This window comes from Delftia sp. WY8, assembly GCF_018437695.1.
In the GTDB taxonomy this organism is placed as follows: domain Bacteria; phylum Pseudomonadota; class Gammaproteobacteria; order Burkholderiales; family Burkholderiaceae_C; genus Comamonas; species Comamonas tsuruhatensis.
In genome coordinates this window covers 6,009,514-6,030,418 of record NZ_CP049795.1, presented here as the reverse complement: position 1 = coordinate 6,030,418, position 20,905 = coordinate 6,009,514, and the positions used below count along the sequence as shown (strand labels likewise).

Genomic DNA, 20,905 nt, shown 5'->3' with positions numbered 1-20,905 from the left:
CGGATTTCTGGAGATCTCCATGCCTGCACCCGTGTCCCGCCGCCTGCTTGTCTGCTGCGCCGCCCTGTTGACCTGCGCCACGCCCGGCTGGGCCGCGCCCGCCGCCGATGCCTGGCCCTCGCAGCCGCTGAAGATCATGGTGGGCTTTGCCGCCGGCGGCGCCAACGACATCGTGGCCCGCATCCTGGCCAAGGAGCTGCAGCAGCGCCTGGGCCAGAGCGTGGTGGTGGAGAACCGCGGCGGCGCGGGCGGCCTGATCGCCAGCGAAGTGGTGGCCAAGGCGCCCAAGAACGGCTACACGCTGCTGCTGGGCTCCATCGGCAGCAACACCGTGGCGCCCGTGCTGGCCAAGAAGCTGTCGTTCGACCCGCGCAAGGACCTGGAGCCCATCACCCTGGTGGCCGAGTCCGGCAACGCGCTGCTGGTGAACGCCGCCCTGCCCTACAAGACGGTGCAGGAAATGATCGAGGCCGCGCGCAAGGCGCCAGGCAGCATCAACTACGCATCGTCGGGCAACGGCTCCACCCTGCACCTGGCCGGCGCGCTGTTCGCGCAGCAGGCCGGCGTGAACCTGGTGCACGTGCCCTACCGCGGCAACGGCCCGGCCATCACCGATGTGTCGGGCGGCCAGGTGCAGGCCATCTTCTCGGGCATTCCGCCCGCCATCACCTCGGCCAAGACCGGCCAGACCCGCATCCTGGCCGTGACCACGAAGCAGCGCGTCAAGAACCTGCCCAACGTGCCCACCGTCGCCGAGGCCGGCCTGCCCGGCTATGCCTTCACGTCCTGGTACGGCCTGTTCACCACGGGCGGCACGGACCCGGCCATCGTCGAGCGGCTGGCCCAGGAAGTGCGCAAGATCATGGAGCGCCCCGAAGTGCAGGCCCAGTTCGAGGCCCAGGGCCTGGACCCCGAGACCAGCGACCCCAAGTCCTTCAAGCAGCAGATCGACCGCGAGCTGACACGCTGGAGCCGTGACGTGAAGACCATGGGCATCACCGCCGACTGAGGCAGGTTCTTTCATGCACGCCTCTTCCTCACCCTTCACTCCCGGCAACCCCTACGACTCCAGGCGGGTGCCCGTGTTCGCGCGCAATGCCGTGTCCACCTCCCACCCGCTGGCGGCGCAGGCCGGCCTGCGCATGCTGTGGGCAGGCGGCAACGCGGTGGACGCGGCCATTGCGGCGGCGGCGGCCATGACCATCGTCGAGCCGGTGAGCAACGGCCTGGGCTCGGACGCCTTCTGCATCCTCTGGGATGGCAAGGAGCTGCACGGACTCAACGCCAGCGGCCGCGCACCGCAGGGCTGGGCGCCCGAGTACTTCCACCAGCGCTACGGCCGCCAGGACAAGCCGCCGCGCCGGGGCGTGGACTCCATCACCGTGCCGGGCGCCGTCAGCGCCTGGGTGGCCCTGCACGAGCGCTTCGGCAAGCTGCCCTTTGACGCGCTGATGGAGCCGGCCGCCGAGATCGCCGAGCGCGGCTACCTGGTGCCGCCCGTGGTCCAGCAGAAATGGGCCGCAGGCGCGCCCGAGCTGCAATCGCAGCCGGGGTTCAGGGAAAGCTTCCTGCCCCGGGGCCGCGCGCCGGAAGTGGGCGAGCTGTTCCGCTTTCCCGCCGCAGCGCGCGCCCTGCGCGCCATTGGCGCCACGCGCGGCAAGGCCTTCTATGAAGGCGAGATTGCCCGGGCCGTGACCTCGTTCGTGCAGCAGCACGGCGGCTGCCTGGGCATGGCCGACATGGCCGCGCACGAGGTGCAATGGGTGCAGCCGCTGGCCAAGGACTACCGCGGCCACACGCTGCACGAGATCCCGCCGGGCGGGCAAGGCATTGCCGCGCAGATTGCGCTGGGCATTCTGTCCAACTTCGACCTGACCAGCCTGCCCGTGGATGGCGTGGCCTCCCAGCATCTGCAGATCGAGGCCATGAAGCTGGCCTTTGCCGACATCTACCGCTACGTGGCCGATGCGGACATGGAGGTGACGCCCGCACAGATGCTCGACGACGCCTACCTGGCCTCGCGCGCCAGGCTGATCGATCCGCGCCGTGCGCAGGACTTCAAAGCCGGCAACCCCGTGCGCGGCGGCACCATCTACCTGACGGCAGCCGACGAGAACGGCATGATGGTCAGCTTCATCCAGAGCAACTTCTCGGGCTTTGGCTCGGGCGTGGTGGAGCCGAGCTTCGGCATCAGCCTGCAAAACCGCGGCCACGGCTTCGGCACCGACCCCCAGCATCCCAACCGCGCCAACCTGGTGGGCCCGGGCAAGCGCCCCTTCCATACCATCATTCCGGCCTTCCTGACCCGCGACGGCCAGCCCGTGATGAGCTTCGGCGTCATGGGCGGCAACATGCAGCCCCAGGGCCACATGCAGACTGTGGTGCGCATGCTGGACTACCGCCAGTCGCCCCAGGCGGCCTGCGATGCGCCGCGCTGGCGCGTCAACGAAGGCCTGGCCATCAACGTGGAAGGCGGCATGGACCCGGCCACCATTGCCGGCCTGCAGGCGCTGGGCCACCAGGTGGAGGTCATCCACGACCCCTACCAGGACTTCGGCGCCGGCCAGTTCATCTGGCGCATGGGCGATCCCGCCGTGGAGGGCTACCAGATCGCCAGCGACCCGCGCCGCGACGGGCTGGCGGCCGGGTACTAGAGGATCGGGAAAGTGCGCGCGGCGGCTACTCCGCGCGCAGACGCCCCTGCCGGGTCAGCCGCGCCGCCAGCGCGGCTTCTTCGCTGACCAGGCGCTGCAGCACGGCCGCGCTGGCCGGGAAGGGCTCGCTGCCCAGCTCGCGGATCAGGCGGCTGAACTCCGGGTCGGCCACAGACTGGGAGATCCAGCCATACAGGCTGTCCACGCTGGCCGTGGGCGCACCCTTGGGCGCGAACACGCCCACGAAGGTGGTGGCATCGAACACCGGCAGGCCCAGCTGGGCCAGGTCGGGCACATCGGCCAGCCCGCCCCCGGCGCGCGGCCCCAGCACGAACAGCGCGCGCAGGGCGCCGCTCTTGATATGCGGCGTGGAGCTGGTGATCTGGTCCACCACGGCATCAATCTGCCCGCCGATCAAATCAACCAGGGCCGGCCCCGATCCCTTGTAGGGCACGGGATTGACGCGCACCTTCACCGCATCTTCCAGCTGCAGCACAGCCAGGTGATTGGGCGAGCCCGGGCCGGCATGGCCCACGGTCACGCTGCCATCCTTGGCCTTCATCGCCTTGATGAAATCGGCAGCGGTCTTGAAGCGCGCGTCGTTGGCGCGCACCACCACGACCACGGGCGTGCGGCTGACCACGGCAATGGGCGCAAAGCTGTCGGCGCGGTAGGGCAGCTTGATCATCTCGGGCAAGGTGCCCAACTGGCCCGGCGTAGCCACCAGCAGCGTATGCCCGTCTGGCTCGGCGCGCGCCACCCAGCCCGAGCCCACGGCACCACCGCCGCCCGCACGGTTGTCCACGATCACGGACTGCCCCGCATGCCGGGCCAGCGGAATGCCCAGCGTGCGGGCCACGATGTCCACGTTGCCGCCCGGCGCAAAGGGCACGACCAGCGTGAGCGGCTTGGCCGGAAATGCGCGCGCCTGCACTGCCGATGCAGCCGATGCCGCAGCCAGTGCCGCGAAAGATACCGCCGTGCGGATAAAGCCTCTGCGGCCCGATGTGATTCGATTCATTTTCTCTGTCTCCTGCTATTTGAAAATCAATGACCCCAATACAGGCGCGCGGGGTTATCGACCAATACCGTGTGCCTGTATTCCTCTGGAACCCAATCCACCAGTGCCTGCGCCAATTCGCCAGCGGAATTCGAACGGGCCTTTATTCCGGGATGCGGCCAGTCCGACCCCCATACGATCCGGTGCGGATTGGCCTGCACCAGGGCATGTGCAATGGGAGTCACGGCCGGGTCCACGGCCGATGCCGTTGCCGATATCCGGTAGGCGCCCGAGAACTTCACCCAGGCCCGGCCTTCCTTCATCAGCGCCTGCAGATTGCGGCTGCCCGGCCCGCCGGCGCCCAGCTGGCGCGACGGGTGGCCGAAGTGATCCACCACCACGGCCACGCCCATGTCGGCCACGCGCTGCGCCAGGCCAGGGTCTTCATCCACGTTCACCAGCAATTGCACATGCCAGCCCAGGCCCCGGATGCGGTCGGCCACGGCCTGCAGGCTGGAGACGGAGACCCCGCCCGAAAACAGCGCATTGCACCGTGCGCCACGCACGCCCAGGGCGTGCAGCGCTTCGATCTCTGTATCCGGCGTGTCCTCGTAGATCACGGCCACGCCACGCATGCGGCCCGATTCGGCATGGCGCAGCGTCTGCTTGAGAAGGCCGTGATCGCGGCCATACACGCTGGGCTGGACCAGAACGCAACGGTCCACGCCCAATGGGCGAAAGGCTTTCCAATAACCGTCCATGGACGCGACAGCCGGTGTATAGGCGCGCTCCGCAATCAACGGAAAATCATCGAAACGACCAAATACATGGAAATGGGTATCGCAGGAATTTTCTGGAAACAGATATTGTTCCGCTGGATTTTCGACTGCGTCGGAATCACCGGCACAGCGGTTGAAACTGGGTGAATTCATGGGCATTCATTTCAAAGCTGGTGCATTGTCGTGACGCACGTAAAATTCAGTCAAGCTCATCTTTGTCATCATCAAAATGAACAGCATTCAACATGCAGACGGCGTGCCCCGGGCTCCGGTCAACCTGCGCAGCATCGACCTCAACCTGCTGGTGATCTTCGAGGCCCTGGTGGAAGAACGCAGCGTGGGCAAGGCCGCCGCGCGGCTGGGCATCACCTCCTCGGCCGTCAGCCATGCGCTGCGCCGGCTGCGCACCCAGTTCAACGACCCGCTGCTGCTGCGCACGGCCGAAGGCATGTCGCCCACGCCCGAGGCCGTGCGCCTGGCGCGCAGCTTCCGCAAGGCCTTCAGCGAGATCGAAAGCGCCATCGAGGTCAGCAAGGGCTTCGATCCGGCCACGGCGCGGCGCAATTTCCACCTGCGCCTGTCCGACTACGTGGGCGTGCTGCTGCTGCCGCAGCTGTGCATCCATCTGCGCGCGGTGGCGCCGGGCATCAGCCTGTCGGTGCAGTCCTTCGACGGCCGCCAGCCCTCGGACCGCGTCGAGTACGAAGGCGTGGAAATCCGCCTTTCCGTCTCGCGCGGGCGCTCGGTGCTGTCGGCGTCACGCCGCCTGCTGGACGACCAGTGGATGGTGCTGATGCGCAAGGACCATCCGGCCGCCGCCTCCCCGCTCACGCTGGAAAAATACCTGGAGCAAGGCCACCTGAAGGTCACGGGCGTGGGCAGCAGCATCGTGGACGAACTCCTGGCCGAGCGCGGGCTGGCGCGGCGCGTGATGTTCCAGGTGCCCACTTGGCTGGGCATGGTGCCCGTCATCGAATCCACCGACCTGGTGGCCGCCATGCCCGCGCACTGGATGCACAGCGTGCTGTCCGGCTCCAACTGCGTGGCGCGCCCCATGCCCCTGCCCGAGCTGGCCCTGTCCATCGACGCCGTCTGGCATCCGCGCAACGACCATGACGCGGGGCACAAATGGTTCAGGGAGCTGATCCACCAGATCTTCCAGGAGGCGTACAGCAAGTCACAGCGCGGATATATACTTTGATACATACCAGCAGAAGGAATCACCGTGACGCAGACTGCCAAGCTTTTCACCACCGGTCGCAGCCAGGCCGTGCGCCTTCCCTATGAATTCCGGTTCGAGGAAAAAGAGGTCTACATACGTCGCGACCCCGTCACGGGCGACGTGATCCTGTCGCGCCGTCCCGACTCATGGCAAGAGTTCTTTGCGCTCGACGCCACCACCGACGTGCCGGCCGATTTCATGGACACCGCTGACCGAGCGCAGCCAGAGTCAGGCCGCGATCCGTTTGCCGACGAAGGCAGTGCGCGATGACACGCTACCTGCTGGACACCAACATCGCCAGCCACATCATCAAAGGCGATATCCCTGCCGTGCGCGAACAGCTGGTTCGCGTACCCATGCACCAGATCGCAGTGTCGGCGGTCACGCAGGCCGAACTGATGTACGGGGTCGCCAAGCGCGGCCACCCTGCCGGGCTGTCGCTGCGGGTGACAGGGTTCCTGGCCCGCGTCGAGGTGCTGCCCTGGACGGCCCAGGTGGCCGATGCCTACGGCCACCTGCGCACCGCCTGCGAGGCGGCCGGCATCACGCTGGCCTCCATGGACATGATGATTGCCGCGCACGCCCTGCTCCTGCAGCAGCAGGCCGCGCAGGCCGGCGAGCGCTCGGTACTGGTCACAAGAGACCGGGTGTTCAGCCGCATTCCCGAACCCGGACTGGCCATCGCGGACTGGACCACCGGCCCGGCTGGCTGAATCGGCGCTTAACCCAGCCCTCATGCTTTTCGGTGAAGATGCGGTCTTTCCGCCGCACAAGCCATGACACCAGAACAACACACTCCAGCGCTGCAGCGCCGCAACCTCGGCCTGCTCGTGGCCGCGCAATCGCTGGGGGGCGCGTCGCCGCCCATCATCATTTCGCTGGGCGGCCTGGTGGGGCAGCAGCTGTCCACCAATCCCACGGCCACCACGCTGCCGGTCAGCATCTACCAGCTGGGCCTGGCGCTGTCCACGCTGCCCGCGGCCTGGCTGATGCAGCGCATGGGGCGGCGCACGGCCTATGTGCTGGGCGCCATCCTGGGCGTGGTCTCGGGCGTGATCGCCGCCCAGGGCATTGCGCACTCCGATTTCGTGACCTTCTGCATCGGCACGGCGCTGGCGGGCTTTTACGCGGCCTGCGTGCAGAGCTACCGCTTCGCGGCCACCGACGCCATGACCGACCCCGCCGAGCAGGCGCGCGCCATCTCGCGCGTGATGATCGGCGGGCTGATCGCGGCCATCATCGGCCCGCAGGTGGTGATCTGGACGCGCGACGCCCTGCCCATGACGCCGTTCGCCGGCAGCTTCTACAGCCAGGCCGTTCTCGCCCTGCTGGCCCTGCCGCTGCTGCTGGGCCTGAAGCTGCCGCCGCCCCAGGCCCGCGCCGTGGCGGGCGAGGCCCGGCCGCTGGCCGAGATTGCGCGCACGCCGCAGTTCATCGTGGCGGCTTCGGCCGGCGTGGTCAGCTACGGTCTCATGGCCTTTCTGATGACGGCCGCGCCCATGGCCATGGTGGGCTGCGGCCACACGGTGGGCGAGGCGGCGCTGGGCATCCAGTGGCATGTGCTGGCCATGTTCGCACCCAGCTTCTTCACGGGCCGGCTGATCGCGCGCTTCGGCAAGCGCCGCATCACGGCGCTGGGGCTGGTTATGATCGCCGCCTCGGCCCTGATGGCGCTGATGGGGCTGGAGCTGCTGCACTTCTGGGGCTCCCTGGTGCTGCTGGGCGTGGGCTGGAACTTCGGCTTCATCGGCGCCACCGCCATGGTCACCGAGTGCTACCGGCCCGCAGAGCGCGCCAAGGTGCAGGCGCTCAACGATTTCCTGGTCTTCGGCACCGTGGCCGTGGCCTCGTTCGGCTCGGGCCAGCTGCTGCACACGGCCGGCTGGGACGGCATCAACACCTGGCTGCTGCCCATCGTGGGCGTGGTGCTGCTGATGCTGGCCATGCAGGGACGGGGTCGCGGCGCGGGCGCGCCGGCCTGAAGCCCCGACCGGTCAATCGCCAGGGTCTGCACGGCGGCTGCCCAGCCAGAGCACGGCCACCCAGCCCAGCAGCGCCAGGGCCAGCAGCACGGACAGATGCCATAGCGCCGCCTCCAGCGGCGCGCCGGCCTGGTTCAGTCGCAGCGAGGCCTGGATGGCCGCCGTGCTGGGCGACAGCCAGCGCAGCGCCTGCAGCAGTTGCGGCAGGGCCTCGGCCGGCCAGCTGAAGCCGCCGACGAAGGCCAGCGGGATGGAGGTGAACAGCACCACCTGCATGGCACGCTCGCGGTTGGCCAGCCACCAGCCCAGCAGCGCCGCCGCTCCCGCCACGGCCGGGACGAAGACGGCCAGCAGTGCCAGCGCGCCCCAGGGATTGCCGCCGCGCGGATAGTCGTGCCAGACGAAGATCCAGCCGAAGTAGTACAGGCCCGAGAGCCAGCCCAGCGTGCACAGCGCCAGCAGCCGCGCCAGCCAGGTGCGTGCCGGCGCCCTGTCCAATCCCTGCTCGCGCCAGGTTCCCACCAGCAGCGCGCCGCCCATGAGCAGTGTCTGCTGCAGGATGATGATGGCCACGGCGGCGACGACGAAGCTGCCGTAGCCTTCCGTCGGATTGAACAGGGCCTGCATCTGCAGGTTGACGGGCGAGCGGCTGGCCTGGGCCTGCAGTGCGCTCTGTCCGCCGGCCGTCAGCCGCCGCAGCTCCACGCCTGCCGAGACCGTGCCGAAGGCTTCGGCAAAGCCGTACTGCACCTGCTTGGCGGCCAGCGGGTAGGCACCGTTGGCATAGACGGGGACCACGGCCTCTTCGCTGCGCACCACGCGGCGCTTGAGGTCGCGCGGCAGCAGCGCGTAGCCCATGACGCGGCCATCCAGCAGGGCCTGCTGCGCCTGGGCCTCGTCGCCCGTGACCAGGGTCACCTCGATGCGCGGGCTGGCCTGGGCAAAGCGCAGCATCTGGCGTGCCAGGCCGCTGCCGTCGTGCTGCACCACGGCCACGGGCACGCGCTGCACCACCTCCTGCCCATAGAACCAGGGATAGAAGAAGCCGTAGAGCACGGGTGCGCCCACCAGCAGCATGAGCACGCCCACGTCGCCGAACACGGCACGCAGGGCGTTGATGAAGTCATGCGCAAAGCCCCTGGCCATCTCAGCGCCCTCCCCATTTGTCGGGGCGGGAAAGGCCGCGCGCCAGGCCTGCCGTGGCCAGCAGCAGCAACACCAGCGCGGCCAGCAATAGCCCGGCCACCACGGGCAGGCTCTGCACGATGGGCGCGCCCATCTGCAACTGCTCTATCTGCAGCCGCGCATAGTGGGTATAGGGCATGGACAGGGCCCAGGCACGTGCCGAATCCGGCATGGCCAGCAGCGGAAAACCCACGCCGCTGAACGCAAAGGCCGGAGCCGACAGCAGGCCCGCGCCCGACAGCGCCGTGCGCAGCGACAGCGTGAGCGCCGCCAGCAGCGCCCCGGCCGCCAGGCTCACGGCGATCAGCAGCAGCAGGGCCAGCGCCACCCAGGCCAGGCTGGCAGCGCCCTGCCCCGGATGCCAGCCCCGTCCGGCCGTGAGCCACAGCATGGCCAGCGTACCGCCCAGGCCCAGGCTGGCCCAGGACAGCGCCAGCTTGCCCGCCAAGGCGCCCGCAATGGCGCTCCAGCCGGGCTTTCCCGGGCCCGCAGCCTCGGCCATCCACTGGCCCAGCGTGCGGTCGCGCAGCTCGCGCCCCACGGACCAGGCGCCGGCCGTCATGCCCAGGATGTGCAGCAGCGCGGGAATCAGCGCCGCCGCCAGGAACTGCTCGTAATTGGTGGAGATGTTGAACAGCGACACCAGGTTGGTGCGTATGGGCTCCATGCGCACGCGCAGCGCCTGGGCCGGGTCGCCGCGCTTGGCACGGGCCTGCATTTCCACGCCGGCCGACAGCGTTCCCACCACCTGGCGCAGGTCGCGCTGGATCAGGCTGGAATGCGTGGCCAGCTGGGCGTTGTGCATGAGCACCACGTCGGCCCCCTGGCCCCGCTTGATGTCGCGCGCAAAGTCTGGCGGGATCTGCACCACGGCGTAGGCATTCATGGACTGCAGCGCCCATTGCGCCTCCGAGGCATTGAGCACCTGCGACTGCACGGCCAGGCCCGGCGTGGCGCCCAGCATGCGCACCAGTTGGCGCGACAGGGCGCTGTGGTCCTGGTCCCAGACGGCGACGGGCAGGCGCTGGACCAGGCCTGCCGAGAAGATCCAGACCATGAGCAGCAGCGCCAGCAGCGGCACCCAGCTGACCATGGCCAGGTCCCAGGGCCGTCCGCGCAGCAGACGCCATTCGCGCCGCAGGCTGGCGGCAAAGGCCGTGGGCGGATTCGCGCTCACTGCCGCCGGCCGCTCAACGGCCGCCTTCCACGACCACGCTCATGCCGGGCCGCGCGCCCGCAATGGGCTGCTGCGGCCGCGCGCGGACCTCGAAGGTGCGCGCATCGAAGCCCTGGCCGGCGCGCGTCGCGCGCCAGGTGGCGAAGTCGGGCAGCACACCCAGGTAGTAGACCTCGAAGCCGGCCTCGCGGTTGTCCAGGCCCGGCAGGCGGCCGGTGAAGCGGCTGCCCTGGGCAAAGCGTGCAAGCTGGTCCTCGCGCACATTGAGCACCACCCACTGGTCGGCCAGGTCCACCACGGTGACCACGGCCACGCCCTGCGGGGACAGCTCGCCCTGGCGGGCCAGCACCTGGACCACCTCGCCGCCCACGGGGCTGCGCAGCTCGGTCTCGGCACGCGCAGCCTCCACCTCGGCGACCACGCCCTGCACCTGGCGTGCCTGGGCCTGGGCGGCACTGCGATCCTCCTGGCGCGCGCCCGAAGCCGCCATTTCATATTGCGCGCGCGCAGCCAGCGCCTGGTCGCGCGAGGCGCGCCAGTTGGCATCGGCTTCATCGCGCTTCTGGGCCGCAACCAGTCCCTGGTCGAACAGGCTTTGCACGCGGCGCAGCGAGGTCTGGGCCAGGTCGGCGGCCGTCTGGGCGCGCTGCCAGTTCAGGCGCGCCATCTGCACTTCCTGCGGGCGTGCGCCGGCCTGCGCCTTGTCGGCCTGGGCCTGGGCGGCATCGCGCGCGGCCTCGGCCTGGGCCAGCTTGGCGCGCACCTCGGGGCTGTCCATCTCCACCAGCAGATCGCCGGGCTGGATCTTCTGGCCTTCGGTGACCCGCACCTTGGCGATGCGCGCCGTGACCTTGGGCGCGATGTCGGTCTCGCGCGCCTCCATCTGGCCCTGGAAATACAGGGGGGCGGGCTGCGCCGCACGCCAAAAGCCCCAGGCCACGAGCAGCAGCACGGCCAGCACGATGGCCAGGGCCAGCCAGGGGCGCCTGCGCCCCGGCGGCACGGGCGCGGGGCCGGGTGCTTCGGTGGCGCTGCGGGGATGGTCGGGCGTGGCTGTGCTCATGGTGCGTCGGGTGGGATCTGTATGTCGGCCTGGGCCATGAATCGGTCGAATTCCTCGCTCTGGCCCGTGCTCTCCAGCAGTGCGGCCAGGGCCTGCACATACTGGTTGGCCAGTTCGGCACGCTGGGTCTGGACCTTGGCGAGATTGAGGCTGGCATCGATCAGGTCCAGCGTGGTGCTGGTGCCTTCCCGCAGGCCGGCCTCGCGCAGCCGCAGCAGCTCGCGCGCAAGATCCTCCTGGGCCTGCTGGGCCTGGTACTGGCGGCGTGCCTGCTCCACGCCCAGCCAGTTCTTCTCGACCAGCAGCGCAATGTCGCTGAGCGCCTGGGCTTGGGTCAGCTCGGCCTGCTCGATCTTGCGCTGCGAGGAGGCGGCCAGCGCATCGCGGTCGATGCTGTCCCACAGCGTCCAGCGCACGGCCACGCCTGCCACCCAGTTGGGCTTGCCGCTGGTGTTGACCTCGCGCGAACCGAAGGCCAGCAGCTGCGGCCGGCGCAGCGCCTCCTGGGCGTCGTGCAGGGACTCGGCCTGGCGCTTCTTGGCCTGGACCTTGTCCAGACCCGGATGGTGCGACTGGGCCGCGGTGACGAAGCCGTCCAGCGGCGGCAAAGGCCGGCTGCTGACGAACAGCGGCGTGCTGGGCAGCACCTGCCGCTGCGCCTTGACCGTGCGCGCCAGCGCCGCTGCGGCCAGGTCTGCGTCGTCGCGCGATTTGCGCGCCTGCTGCTCGGCGTCGGCCAGCGCGGCACGGGCCTGCAGGCGCTCCAGCCGGGAGATCACGCCCGCCTTGAGCATGCTTTGCGCGGCCGCGTCATGCACGCGCACGCCCTCAAGCGCACGCTCGCGCAGCCGTGCGGCCCGCTCGGCCAGCTGGGCGCCGAAGTAGCGCTGCACCAGCAGCGAATGCAGGGCGTGGCTGCTGCTGGCCGCATCGGCCAGGGCTTCGTCGGTGGCAGCGTCCAGGCCACTGCGCACCGCATCGGACAGGCCGCCCAGGTACAGCGGCCAGACCAGGGACAGGCTGGCCGAGGCGTTCGTGCTCTTGCGCTGCAAGGCATAGGAGGTGGGCAGTTGCGGCAGCGAGGGAATGGCCGGCCCCACCGAGGGCGGCAGCTGGCCGAGGACGCCGTCCAGGGTGCGCCGCGCAGGATCGAGATCGATGTCGGCATTGGCCGAGTAGCGGTAGCCCAGGCCCGTGATGGCCACGGAAGGCCCGCCCAGCCCCTGCGTACCCTGGCGTCTGAGCCGCGCGCTTTCCACGGCCTTGGCCGAGGCGGCCAGTTGGTCGGAGCCCTGCAGCAGCGCCTGACGGGCCTGCACGAAGCTCATCGCGGCGGCAGCCTGGGAGGCCGGAGCCTCCCCTGCAGCCTGGGCCGCCCCTGCGACCATGCCCAGCGCCGCCAGCCACGGCACAAGGCGCGCGGGCCGCGCAAGCAACGGAAAAAACATGGAAGCGCTCAATGGCATGAATGGGGGCGCCTTGCGTGGTTCACCGATGGTGGCGAAGCTTACACGGGCTTGCAGGCGGGCCCCCGTCGGACAAGGTCCTGTGCCTTGTGCCCCCGGCACTGTGCAGCAGGGTCGATTTGCCTGGCGTTCCATTCCATTTCTGCGCGCAGGTGCCGCGCCATGCCGCTACACTGGCGCCTGCCTGCGCGAGCATGTCCTGGCGGACCTGTCCGCAGGCCTTTTTTTTCTGCCCGGCATCGGCCCGATGCCCCGACTGACCACCATGTCCACCGTCTTCAACTTCACCTTCGTCCCCTGGTTCCGGTCCGTGGCTCCCTATATCCACAAGTTCCGACACCAGACCTTTGTGGTGGGACTGACGGGCGAGGCCATCGCATCGGGCAAGCTCAGCTCCATCGTCCAGGACCTGGCCATGATCCAGGCCATGGGCGTGAAGATCGTGCTGGTCCATGGCTTCCGTCCCCAGGTCAACGAGCAGCTTGCCGCCAAGGGCCATGAGGCCCAGTACTCGCGCGGCGTGCGCATCACCGACTCCGTGGCGCTGGACTGCGCCCAGGAAGCCGCTGGCCAGCTGCGCTATGAGATCGAGGCCGCCTTCAGCCAGGGCCTGCCCAATACGCCCATGGCCGGCGCGCGGGTGCGGGTGATCTCGGGCAACTTCCTCACGGCGCGGCCCGTGGGCATCGTGGACGGCGTGGATTTCAAGCATTCGGGCCTGGTGCGCAAGGTCGATGTCAGCGGCATCCGCAGCGCACTGGACATGGATGCCATGGTGCTGATGTCGCCCTTCGGCTTCTCGCCCACTGGCGAGGCCTTCAACCTGAGCATGGAAGAGGTGGCCACGCGCGTGGCCATCGAGCTGAAGGCCGACAAGCTGATCTTCATGACCGAGGTGCCGGGCATCCGCATGGACCCCACGGGCCCGGCCGACGAGACCAACCCCATCGACACCGAGCTGCCGCTGGCCACGGCCCGCCGCATGCTGGCCGAGCTGCCCACGCCCGAGCAGCCCACGGACACGGGCTTTTACCTGCAGCACTGCGTGCATGCCTGCGAGCACGGCGTGGAGCGCAGCCACATCCTGCCCTTTGCGATTGACGGCGCGCTGCTGCTGGAGATCTATGTGCACGATGGCATCGGCACCATGATCATCGACGAGAAGCTGGAAGAGCTGCGCGAGGCCACGCCCGACGACGTGGCCGGCATCATCCAGCTGATCGAGCCCTTCGAGAAGGACGGCACCCTGGTCAAGCGCAGCCGCACCGAGATCGAGCGCGACATCGCCCACTACACCATCATCGAACACGATGGCGTGATCTTCGGCTGCGCCGCGCTCTACCCCTATCCCAGCGCCAGGACGGCCGAGATGGCGGCCGTCACCGTCTCGCCCAAGAGCCAGGGCACGGGCGATGGCGAGAAGCTGCTCAAGCGCATAGAGCAGCGCGCCAAGGCCCAGGGCCTGGACAGCCTGTTCGTGCTGACCACGCGCACCATGCACTGGTTCATCAAGCGCGGCTTCCAGCCCGTGGACCCCGACTGGCTGCCCGAGGCTCGCAAGGCCAAGTACAACTGGGACCGCAAAAGTCAGGTCCTGGTCAAGAAGTTGTAACCCCCTGAGGCGCTGTGCGCCTTCCCCCTCACGAGGGGGGCATACGGGCGGCCGGCGACACCCTCGGTGCGGGGGCGGCGCGGCCGGCCCAGGCCCTTCCTCGGTGTCTCTCGTCTTCAGGCCGCGCCAATTTTCTGAAATCGCCCAAATCAAGCGACATGGTGGCGCAACTCAGCCTTGCACTGCTGCCTGCCAGCGTGCGGCCGCCTTGCCGGCCGCTGCCAGCGCCGCATCGCGCTGCGGCGCGTCGGCCGGGCATTCGGTGAGGTAGCCGGTCACCAGCAGCGGTGCGCTTTGCGGCGTGGGCCAGGCGATGACGGCATCGTTGGCCGTGCCGCGATCGCCGGTGCCCGTCTTTCCACCCACACGCCAGCCGGCCGGCATGCCCGCGCGCAGGCGCTTGTCGCCCGTGCGGCTGGCCACCAGCCACTGCTGCAGCAGGGCGCGGCCATGGCCGTCCAGCACCGATCCCAGCAGCAGGCGTTGCATGCTTTGCACCATGGCCAGGGGCGTGGTGGTGTCGCGCTCGTCGCCGGGCAGGCCTTCGTTGAGCTCGGGCTCCATGCGGTCCAGGCGCGTGGTCTCGTCGCCGCTGGCGCGCAGCCACTGCGTCAGCGCCTGCGGGCCGCCGCTGGCGTCCAGCAGCAGGTTGGCGGCCGTGTTGTCGCTGAGCACCACGGCGGCCTCGCACAGCTCGGAGATGGTCATGCCGCCGCCATCACCGGCACGCGGGCCGCTGGCCGGCGAGTAGGGAACCAGCCGGGAGCTGGCGTAGTGCACGCGGCGCGACAGGCGCTCATCGCCCTGCTGCACGCGGTCCAGCACCTGGGCGGCCAGCAGCAGCTTGAAGGTGCTGCACATGACAAAGCGCTCATCGCCGCGGTGGTCCACGCTGGCGCCCGACTCCACCTCCAGCACGGCCACACCTAGCCGGCCGCCCACACTTTTCTCGATGCGCGCCAGCTCCGTCCTGAAGGCCTGGTCGGCAGCCCCCTGTTTTTTTGATGGCAGGGCGCAGCCGGCCAGCCCGGCCGCCATCCAGGCGGCCGCGCCGCCCGTCATCAGAAAATCGCGTCTTTGCATTGTTTTTCCTTTTCAGTTGCAGATCGACAATCGCAACGATAGCGCCGCGCCCAATCTGCGACCAGCGTGAATAATTGGCAGCATCCCTTAGAAAAACTATTGGCTCACCATGCAACTGCCCCTCAATGCCCTGCGCATGTTCGACGCGGCCGCGCGCCATCTCAACCTGACGCGGGCGGCCGACGAGCTGTGCGTGACCCAGGCCGCCGTCAGCCAGCACATCCGCAACCTGGAGGAGCGCCTGGGCAAGCCGCTGTTCCGGCGCCTGCCGCGCGGCCTGGCGCTGACCGACGAAGGCCATGCGCTGTGGCCTGCCGTGGCCGAGAGCTTTGCGCGCATAGAGCATTCGCTGCAGCAGGTGGCCGAGCCGCGCCCGCGCGAGGTCCTCACCGTGGGCGTGGTCGGCACCTTCGCCATCGGCTGGCTGATTCCCAGGCTGGGCCAGTTCCAGCAGCAGCACCCCTACATCGACCTGCGACTGCTCACGCACAACAACCGCGTGGACCTGGCCGGCGAAGGGCTGGATGCGGCCGTGCGCTTTGGCGACGGCGCCTGGCAGGGCACGCGCGCCGAGCTGCTGCTGCGCGCGCCGCTGACGCCCATGTGCACCCCGGCCCTGGCCCAGCGCCTGCGCCAGCCGGCCGACCTGGCCGGGCAGACGCTGCTGCGCTCGTACCGCCTGCAGGAGTGGGAGAGCTGGTTTGCCACGCTGGACCAGAGCGCGCCGCTGGCGCGCGGGGCCATGTTCGACTCCTCGCTGACGCTGGCCGAAGCGGCCGCCCAGGGCGCAGGCGTGGCCCTGCTGCCGGCGCGCATGTTCCAGCACCTGCTGCAGCAGGGCCGGCTGGTGCGCCCCTTCGAGCAGGAGGTGGACACGGGCGCCTACTGGCTGACCCATCTGCGCTCGCGCGCACCCAGCGCGGCGCTCAAGACCTTCAGGCAATGGCTGCTGGCGCAGCTGCAATAGCCACGGACGCCCGCGGCAAGACCCGCAGGCCGCGTGACTTTGGCCCCGGCGCTATCATCTGCCGCTTTTGGCCCCTAGCCCCGTTCCCGCTCCATGACCCAGACCCTGCCGGTTCTCTACTCGTTTCGCCGCTGCCCCTACGCCATTCGCGCCCGTCTGGCGCTGGCCCATGCCGGCCTGGCCTGCGAGCTGCGCGAAATCAACCTGCGCAACAAGCCGCAGGCGCTGCTCGATGCATCGCCCAAGGGCACGGTGCCCGTGCTGGTGCTGGAGGACGGCCGCGTGATCGAGCAGAGCCTGGATGTCATGCTGCACGCGCTGCGCGCCAATGACCCGGATGGCTGGCTGGCACCGACCAGCGGCTCGCTGCCGGACATGCTGGCGCTGATCGAGCGCAACGACGGCTTTTTCAAGCACGCCCTGGACCGCTGCAAGTACCCCGAGCGCTATACGGCCGAAGAGGTCAACCACGCCCAGGCCGATGCCCTGACCTGGCTGGCCGAGCTGGACGACCAGCTGGAGGCCACCGGCTACCTGTTCGGCCAGAACCCCAGCCTGGCCGACATGGCGCTGCGCCCCTTCGTGCGCCAGTACGCGCGCATCGACGAGTCGCAATGGAACGAGCAGCCCTGGCCGCACCTGCAGGCCTGGCTGCAGCGCTGGATCGACTCGGCCCTGTTCGCCGAAGTGATGGAAACCTACCCGGGCTGGGTGCCCGGCACGCGCGGCCCGGTCTTTGCCGCCGGCGGCGTGGGCAGCGACTGACGCCTGCCCGCCCCGTGTGCCCTGCCCCGGGTCGGCAGGGGCTGCGCACGGCAGGCAAAGCTGGCACAGTGGCAGGCTGTTGCCAACCGCATGAGCCTTCGCCGACATGACCCTCGCCACCCTGCTCGTCTTCTCCCTGGTCGCGCTGATCGCGATCATCACCCCCGGTCCCACCGTGCTGCTGGCCCTGGCCAATGGCTCGCGCCACGGCGTGCGCCGCGCCCTGCCCGGCATGCTGGGCGCCGTGCTGTCGGACTTCGTGCTGGTCGGCGCTGTCGCGCTGGGCCTGGGCGCGCTGCTGGCGGCCTCGGAGTTCTGGTTCTCGGTGGTCAAGTGGGCGGGAGCGGCGTACCTGGCCTGGCTGGGCCTGCGCATGCTGCGCAGCCAGGGCGGATCGCTGTCGGCACCCCAGGGTGACGGCAAGGCAGAGGCCGGCGCCGACGGCTACAGCGCCCGCACCGTGCTGCTCAAGTCGTTCCTGGTCGCCGTGACCAATCCCAAGGGCTACCTGTTCTGCTCGGCCCTGCTGCCCCAGTTCATCGACCCGGCGGCCGCCCAGGCGCCGCAATACATCGCCATTGCGCTGGTGTTCGCGCTCATCGATTTCCTGGTGATGCTGGCCTATGCCTTCGCCGGATCACGCGCGGCGCGGCTGCTGCGCGGGCGGGCCGTGATGTGGCTGGACCGCCTGTGCGGCGGCATGCTGCTGGCGCTGGCAGGCTCGCTGGCCTTCTACCGCCGCGTGTCGAACTAGGCGCGCCGCCCAAGAGCCGCGCCTCCCCCGCTGCGTCAGCGCGTCGTCCCCATGACATCGTCCAGCTGCAGCACGGCAGCGGCGTTGGCCGTGGTGGTGGCCAGGGTATCGATGGCGCCGGTGCGCAGGGCGCCCAGGATGGCCGTGACCTTGCTGGATTCGGCCGCCACGGCGATGACGTTGGGTATGCGCAGCAGGTCCTCGCGGCTCAGGCCGATGACGCGGTCCTGCATGGGGGTTGCGGCCGGCTGGCCGTGGATGTCGATGAAGTCGTAGCCCATCATGTCGCCCACCGTGCCCGCGCGGCGGGCGTCCGAGATCTCCTGCGCGGAAAACCAGCCCATGCGGGCCATGTTGCTGTCCACGCTGACATCGCCCACGCCGATGAGGGCGATGTCGGCGCGGCGCGCCTTGTCCAGGGTGTGCCTGACGGTGTCGTTGTCCAGCAGCGCCTTGCGCAGTTGCGGATCGCCCACCAGGGCCGGCGCATAGAGCGATTCGGACTTGCCGCCAAAGCGCGCGGCCAGGCGGCGCGCGATGTGGTCGGCGTTCATCGCCTCCCCGCCACGGTAGGAGCCGCCGATGGCGCTGACGAAGTGGCACTCCCGCCGTGTGGCGGACAGGGCGTGCTCGGAGACCGAGGACACGTTGCGCCCCATGCCCACGGCCACGATGGAGCCATCGACCAGGATGCGCTCCAGCTCGCTGGCCACCAGCCCTGCCAGCAGTTCGCGCTGCCGGTCGGCATCCTTGTGGTCCACCGCGATCAGCGCGCGCTTGATGTGAAAGCGCTCGGTCAGCTGCCGCTCCAGGTCGGCGGACACCAGCGAATGCGGCCGCACGCGGATCTCGACGATGCCCTCTTCCTGCGCGCGGCGCAGCAGCCGCCCGACGGTGGCGCGCGAGATGCCGAACTCCTTGGACAGTTGGTCCTGCGTGCATCCATCGACGTAGTACAGGGTCGCCAGTCGCGTCAGGTCGCTTTCAGTCAAGGGTGCCTCCAAGGGTGCCGGGAAAGGCGCGCAGTGTAGCGCCGCTCACCGGGCCTCGCCAGCGTGGGGCAGCAGCAGGACCTTGACCGAGTCCATGGAATCGGCCACCCGGATGGCGCTCTCCCAGTCCGACAGCGCATAGCGGTGGGTGACGATGCCCTCGGAGGTGACCAGCCCGCGCGCCAGCAGGTCGATGGCGATGGGGTAGCAATGGGCGCTGAGGTGGGCGCCGCGCAGGTCCAGCTCCTTTTCCTCGCCGATGATGGACCAGTCCACCGTGGTCTCGCGCCCGAAGACGCTGAACTCCACGAAGCGGCCGAGCTTGCGCACCAGGTCCAGCCCTTGCGTCACGCCCGAGGGCGCGCCCGTGGTCTCTATGTACACATCGCAGCCATAGCCGTCGGTCAGCGCGTGCACGATGGCGCGGGCATCCTCGCGCGCGGGGTTGATGGTCACGTCGGCGCCGCAGCGGCGCGCCAGCGCCAGGCGCTGGTCCGACAGGTCCATGACCACCAGCCGGCGCGGCGTCTTCAGGCGCGCCACCTGGGCCATGAGCAGGCCCAGGGTGCCCGCGCCGGCGATGACCACCACATCGTCGAGCTGGATGTCGCCGCGGTTGACGGCATGGATGGCGCAGGACAGCGGCTCGGTGATGGCCGCATCCTCGAAGTCCACGCTCTCGGGAATCCGGTGCACCACGGCGCGGGCGGACAGGCGCATGTACTCGGCCATGCCGCCATCGGCCACCTGGCCCTGGAAGCCGTAGACATCGTGTACCTCGCACATCCAGCGAAAGCCGGTCCTGCAATAGCGGCAGGCATGGCAGGGCACGATCTGCTCGGCGATCACCCGGTCACCCAGCTGCACGCCGTGGTGCTCCTGGGCACCCTCGCCCACCTGCACCACATGGCCCCAGAACTCGTGGCCCGCGATCACCGGCGGGCGCACATAGGCGGGGCGGCCTTTTTCCGGATCTCCCCAGAAGCGCGGCGCGCCAGCCCAGCATTTGCAGTCGCCCGCGCAAATGCCGCAGGAAGCCACGCGGATGACCAGCTCGCGCGGCCCGGCCTGCGGACGCGCGACGCGTTCGAGCCGGTAATCCCTGGGGCCGTGGCAGACCACGGCCAGCATGTTCGTATCGGCGGCGTCAGGCAGGGTGTTTTGCATGGAACTCTCCCGGGTTGCAGATGGTGGACAGGACGTGGGCGCAGCGCTTCATGCCCTGCGGCGCGAACTGTCGAGCAGCACGGCGCCGACGATGATCACGCCCTTGATCAGCTGCTGGTAGTACGAGGAAACTCCCAGCAGGTTCAGCCCGTTGTTGATCACGCCGATGAGCAGGGCGCCGACGACCGTGCCGCCCAGGCTGCCCGTGCCGCCCGACAGGCTGGTGCCGCCGATCACCACGGCCGCGATGGCGTCCAGCTCGTAGGACACGCCGGCCTGCGGCAGCGCCGCCGTGGTGCGCGACGCCAGCAAAATGCCGGCCAGCCCCGCGAGCAGGCCGCTGACCACATAGACCAGCAGCACGATGGCGCGGGTGTTGATGCCGCTGGTCTTGGCACTGCGCAGGTTGCCGCCCACGGCGTAGATGTAGCGGCCATACACGGTGTAGCGCAGCACGAAGGCGAACACCGCGACGGCAACGGCAAAGATCACGATGGGCATGGGCACGGGGCCCAGCTGGCCGGCGCCGATGGCAAGAAAGCCGTCGGGCAGCTCGGACACCGGCATGCCGTCGTTGTAGATGTAGGTCAGGCCGCGCGCTGCACTGAGCATGCCCAGCGTGGCCACGAAGGGCGGCACCGCGAACCAGGCCACCAGCAGGCCGTTGACGCCGCCCAGCAGCATGCCCACGCCCAGCCCGGCGCCCACGCTCACCGCCAGCCCCTGGCCATCGGCCGCCAGCCAGGCGCCGACCATGCCGGCCAGCGCCAGGATGGCGCCCACCGACAGGTCGATGCCTGCCGTCAGCACCACGCACGTCATGCCGATGGCCAGGATGCCGTTGATGGAGGTCTGGCGCAGGATGTCGGCCCAGTTGCCCCAGGTCATGAAATGGGGGTTGGCCAGCGCCAGCGCCGCGCACAGTGCAACCAGCGCGATGACCACGCCGTAGCGCTCGCGCAGGCTGCGCAGGTCCAGCGCGCGCCGCCCCAAGAGCGGCGGCGAAGATGCGGCTTGAAGATTCGTCATGGAGGACT

At 69.5% G+C, this 20,905-nt stretch carries 20 protein-coding genes; 10 read left to right on the top strand and 10 right to left on the bottom strand.

Annotation, left to right across the window (positions count from 1 at the left end; translation table 11 throughout):
• Window positions 1-19: 19 nt before the first annotated feature.
• Window positions 20-1,009, top strand: a complete 990-nt coding sequence (locus G4D77_RS27620; RefSeq protein WP_013801719.1) for a Bug family tripartite tricarboxylate transporter substrate binding protein — start codon at window positions 20-22, stop codon at window positions 1,007-1,009.
• 13 nt (window positions 1,010-1,022) lie between these two features.
• Entirely contained in the window at window positions 1,023-2,654 is a 1,632-nt protein-coding gene (locus G4D77_RS27615; protein ID WP_154834015.1) for a gamma-glutamyltransferase family protein, read from the top strand.
• Between the two features lie 25 nt (window positions 2,655-2,679).
• Here the strand turns inward: G4D77_RS27615 and G4D77_RS27610 are convergent, their stop codons facing one another.
• Together G4D77_RS27610 and G4D77_RS27605 are read right to left on the bottom strand one after the other, a co-directional pair.
• Window positions 2,680-3,675, bottom strand: coding sequence for a tripartite tricarboxylate transporter substrate binding protein (locus tag G4D77_RS27610; RefSeq protein ID WP_013801717.1), 996 nt, complete (start codon window positions 3,673-3,675; stop codon window positions 2,680-2,682).
• Between the two features lie 26 nt (window positions 3,676-3,701).
• Window positions 3,702-4,586 carry an amidohydrolase family protein gene (locus G4D77_RS27605; RefSeq protein ID WP_227740968.1) on the bottom strand — a complete coding sequence of 295 codons (885 nt, stop codon included), beginning with the start codon at window positions 4,584-4,586 and terminating at the stop codon, window positions 3,702-3,704.
• 76 nt (window positions 4,587-4,662) lie between these two features.
• Here G4D77_RS27605 and G4D77_RS27600 point away from each other — a divergent pair, with 76 nt between their 5' ends.
• The 4 genes from G4D77_RS27600 to G4D77_RS27585 all read left to right on the top strand — a co-directional run bounded on the left by G4D77_RS27600 (window position 4,663) and on the right by G4D77_RS27585 (window position 7,637).
• Window positions 4,663-5,634, top strand: a complete 972-nt coding sequence (locus G4D77_RS27600) for a LysR family transcriptional regulator (RefSeq protein WP_154834013.1) — start codon at window positions 4,663-4,665, stop codon at window positions 5,632-5,634.
• Window positions 5,635-5,658: 24 nt separating this feature from the next.
• Entirely contained in the window at window positions 5,659-5,925 is a 267-nt protein-coding gene (locus tag G4D77_RS27595) for an antitoxin (RefSeq protein ID WP_016453264.1), read from the top strand.
• Window positions 5,922-6,368 (top strand): type II toxin-antitoxin system VapC family toxin, encoded by a 447-nt coding sequence (locus tag G4D77_RS27590; protein WP_154834011.1) that lies wholly within the window; start codon window positions 5,922-5,924, stop codon window positions 6,366-6,368. Before G4D77_RS27595 ends, G4D77_RS27590 begins: the two co-directional genes overlap by 4 nt.
• 63 nt (window positions 6,369-6,431) lie before the next feature.
• Window positions 6,432-7,637 carry an MFS transporter gene (locus G4D77_RS27585; protein ID WP_016448243.1) on the top strand — a complete coding sequence of 402 codons (1,206 nt, stop codon included), beginning with the start codon at window positions 6,432-6,434 and terminating at the stop codon, window positions 7,635-7,637.
• Window positions 7,638-7,649: 12 nt separating this feature from the next.
• On the opposite strand, the gene G4D77_RS27580 is transcribed toward G4D77_RS27585, so the two are convergent.
• The 4 genes from G4D77_RS27580 to G4D77_RS27565 are packed head-to-tail and all read right to left on the bottom strand — an operon-like array spanning window position 7,650 to window position 12,510.
• A complete protein-coding gene (locus G4D77_RS27580) occupies window positions 7,650-8,783 on the bottom strand; it encodes an ABC transporter permease (protein WP_017406196.1) in 1,134 nt (377 codons plus the stop codon).
• Between the two features lies 1 nt (window position 8,784).
• Entirely contained in the window at window positions 8,785-9,999 is a 1,215-nt protein-coding gene (locus G4D77_RS27575) for an ABC transporter permease (protein ID WP_154834010.1), read from the bottom strand.
• 13 nt (window positions 10,000-10,012) lie between these two features.
• Window positions 10,013-11,062, bottom strand: a complete 1,050-nt coding sequence (locus tag G4D77_RS27570; RefSeq protein ID WP_016448246.1) for an HlyD family secretion protein — start codon at window positions 11,060-11,062, stop codon at window positions 10,013-10,015.
• The gene (locus G4D77_RS27565; protein ID WP_154834009.1) at window positions 11,059-12,510 is read right to left on the bottom strand and encodes a TolC family protein; all 1,452 of its coding nucleotides are present in this window, start codon (window positions 12,508-12,510) and stop codon (window positions 11,059-11,061) included. Before G4D77_RS27565 ends, G4D77_RS27570 begins: the two co-directional genes overlap by 4 nt.
• Before the next feature lie 283 nt (window positions 12,511-12,793).
• On the opposite strand from G4D77_RS27565, the gene argA reads away from it, so the two are divergent.
• Window positions 12,794-14,140, top strand: coding sequence for an amino-acid N-acetyltransferase (argA, locus tag G4D77_RS27560; protein WP_012206372.1), 1,347 nt, complete (start codon window positions 12,794-12,796; stop codon window positions 14,138-14,140).
• A gap of 171 nt (window positions 14,141-14,311) precedes the next feature.
• On the opposite strand, the gene bla is transcribed toward argA, so the two are convergent.
• Window positions 14,312-15,223 (bottom strand): class A beta-lactamase, encoded by a 912-nt coding sequence (gene bla / locus G4D77_RS27555; RefSeq protein ID WP_034367430.1) that lies wholly within the window; start codon window positions 15,221-15,223, stop codon window positions 14,312-14,314.
• A 109-nt stretch (window positions 15,224-15,332) separates the two neighbouring features.
• Here bla and G4D77_RS27550 point away from each other — a divergent pair, with 109 nt between their 5' ends.
• From G4D77_RS27550 to G4D77_RS27540, 3 genes are all read left to right on the top strand, one after another.
• A complete protein-coding gene (locus G4D77_RS27550) occupies window positions 15,333-16,190 on the top strand; it encodes a LysR family transcriptional regulator (RefSeq protein ID WP_012206374.1) in 858 nt (285 codons plus the stop codon).
• A gap of 93 nt (window positions 16,191-16,283) precedes the next feature.
• Window positions 16,284-16,955: a glutathione S-transferase gene (locus G4D77_RS27545; protein ID WP_013801706.1), complete on the top strand. Its 672-nt coding sequence runs from the start codon at window positions 16,284-16,286 to the stop codon at window positions 16,953-16,955.
• 106 nt (window positions 16,956-17,061) lie between these two features.
• Complete coding sequence (locus G4D77_RS27540; RefSeq protein WP_154834008.1) at window positions 17,062-17,709, top strand: LysE family translocator; 648 nt, start codon at window positions 17,062-17,064, stop codon at window positions 17,707-17,709.
• Between the two features lie 35 nt (window positions 17,710-17,744).
• Here the strand turns inward: G4D77_RS27540 and G4D77_RS27535 are convergent, their stop codons facing one another.
• Genes G4D77_RS27535 through G4D77_RS27525 form a run of 3 tightly spaced genes read right to left on the bottom strand, consistent with a single transcriptional unit; the run spans window position 17,745 to window position 20,897 of the window.
• Window positions 17,745-18,701, bottom strand: a complete 957-nt coding sequence (locus G4D77_RS27535) for a sugar-binding transcriptional regulator (protein WP_012206377.1) — start codon at window positions 18,699-18,701, stop codon at window positions 17,745-17,747.
• 45 nt (window positions 18,702-18,746) lie between these two features.
• Window positions 18,747-19,868 carry an alcohol dehydrogenase catalytic domain-containing protein gene (locus G4D77_RS27530; protein ID WP_154834007.1) on the bottom strand — a complete coding sequence of 374 codons (1,122 nt, stop codon included), beginning with the start codon at window positions 19,866-19,868 and terminating at the stop codon, window positions 18,747-18,749.
• Window positions 19,869-19,916: 48 nt separating this feature from the next.
• Complete coding sequence (locus tag G4D77_RS27525) at window positions 19,917-20,897, bottom strand: ABC transporter permease (protein WP_016448253.1); 981 nt, start codon at window positions 20,895-20,897, stop codon at window positions 19,917-19,919.
• Window positions 20,898-20,905 lie beyond the last annotated feature (8 nt).

What these genes read in the sequence shown, in the direction of transcription:
- G4D77_RS27620 (WP_013801719.1), top strand. Translation starts at nt 20, where the DNA reads ATGCCTGCACCCGTGTCCCGCCGCCTGCTTGTCTGCTGCGCCGCCCTG.
- G4D77_RS27615 (WP_154834015.1), top strand. Translation starts at nt 1,023, where the DNA reads ATGCACGCCTCTTCCTCACCCTTCACTCCCGGCAACCCCTACGACTCC.
- G4D77_RS27610 (WP_013801717.1), bottom strand. Translation starts at nt 3,675, where the DNA reads ATGAATCGAATCACATCGGGCCGCAGAGGCTTTATCCGCACGGCGGTA.
- G4D77_RS27605 (WP_227740968.1), bottom strand. Translation starts at nt 4,586, where the DNA reads ATGAATTCACCCAGTTTCAACCGCTGTGCCGGTGATTCCGACGCAGTC.
- G4D77_RS27600 (WP_154834013.1), top strand. Translation starts at nt 4,663, where the DNA reads ATGAACAGCATTCAACATGCAGACGGCGTGCCCCGGGCTCCGGTCAAC.
- G4D77_RS27590 (WP_154834011.1), top strand. Translation starts at nt 5,922, where the DNA reads ATGACACGCTACCTGCTGGACACCAACATCGCCAGCCACATCATCAAA.
- G4D77_RS27585 (WP_016448243.1), top strand. Translation starts at nt 6,432, where the DNA reads ATGACACCAGAACAACACACTCCAGCGCTGCAGCGCCGCAACCTCGGC.
- G4D77_RS27580 (WP_017406196.1), bottom strand. Translation starts at nt 8,783, where the DNA reads ATGGCCAGGGGCTTTGCGCATGACTTCATCAACGCCCTGCGTGCCGTG.
- G4D77_RS27570 (WP_016448246.1), bottom strand. Translation starts at nt 11,062, where the DNA reads ATGAGCACAGCCACGCCCGACCATCCCCGCAGCGCCACCGAAGCACCC.
- G4D77_RS27565 (WP_154834009.1), bottom strand. Translation starts at nt 12,510, where the DNA reads ATGTTTTTTCCGTTGCTTGCGCGGCCCGCGCGCCTTGTGCCGTGGCTG.
- argA (WP_012206372.1), top strand. Translation starts at nt 12,794, where the DNA reads ATGTCCACCGTCTTCAACTTCACCTTCGTCCCCTGGTTCCGGTCCGTG.
- bla (WP_034367430.1), bottom strand. Translation starts at nt 15,223, where the DNA reads ATGCAAAGACGCGATTTTCTGATGACGGGCGGCGCGGCCGCCTGGATG.
- G4D77_RS27550 (WP_012206374.1), top strand. Translation starts at nt 15,333, where the DNA reads ATGCAACTGCCCCTCAATGCCCTGCGCATGTTCGACGCGGCCGCGCGC.
- G4D77_RS27545 (WP_013801706.1), top strand. Translation starts at nt 16,284, where the DNA reads ATGACCCAGACCCTGCCGGTTCTCTACTCGTTTCGCCGCTGCCCCTAC.
- G4D77_RS27540 (WP_154834008.1), top strand. Translation starts at nt 17,062, where the DNA reads ATGACCCTCGCCACCCTGCTCGTCTTCTCCCTGGTCGCGCTGATCGCG.
- G4D77_RS27530 (WP_154834007.1), bottom strand. Translation starts at nt 19,868, where the DNA reads ATGCAAAACACCCTGCCTGACGCCGCCGATACGAACATGCTGGCCGTG.
- G4D77_RS27525 (WP_016448253.1), bottom strand. Translation starts at nt 20,897, where the DNA reads ATGACGAATCTTCAAGCCGCATCTTCGCCGCCGCTCTTGGGGCGGCGC.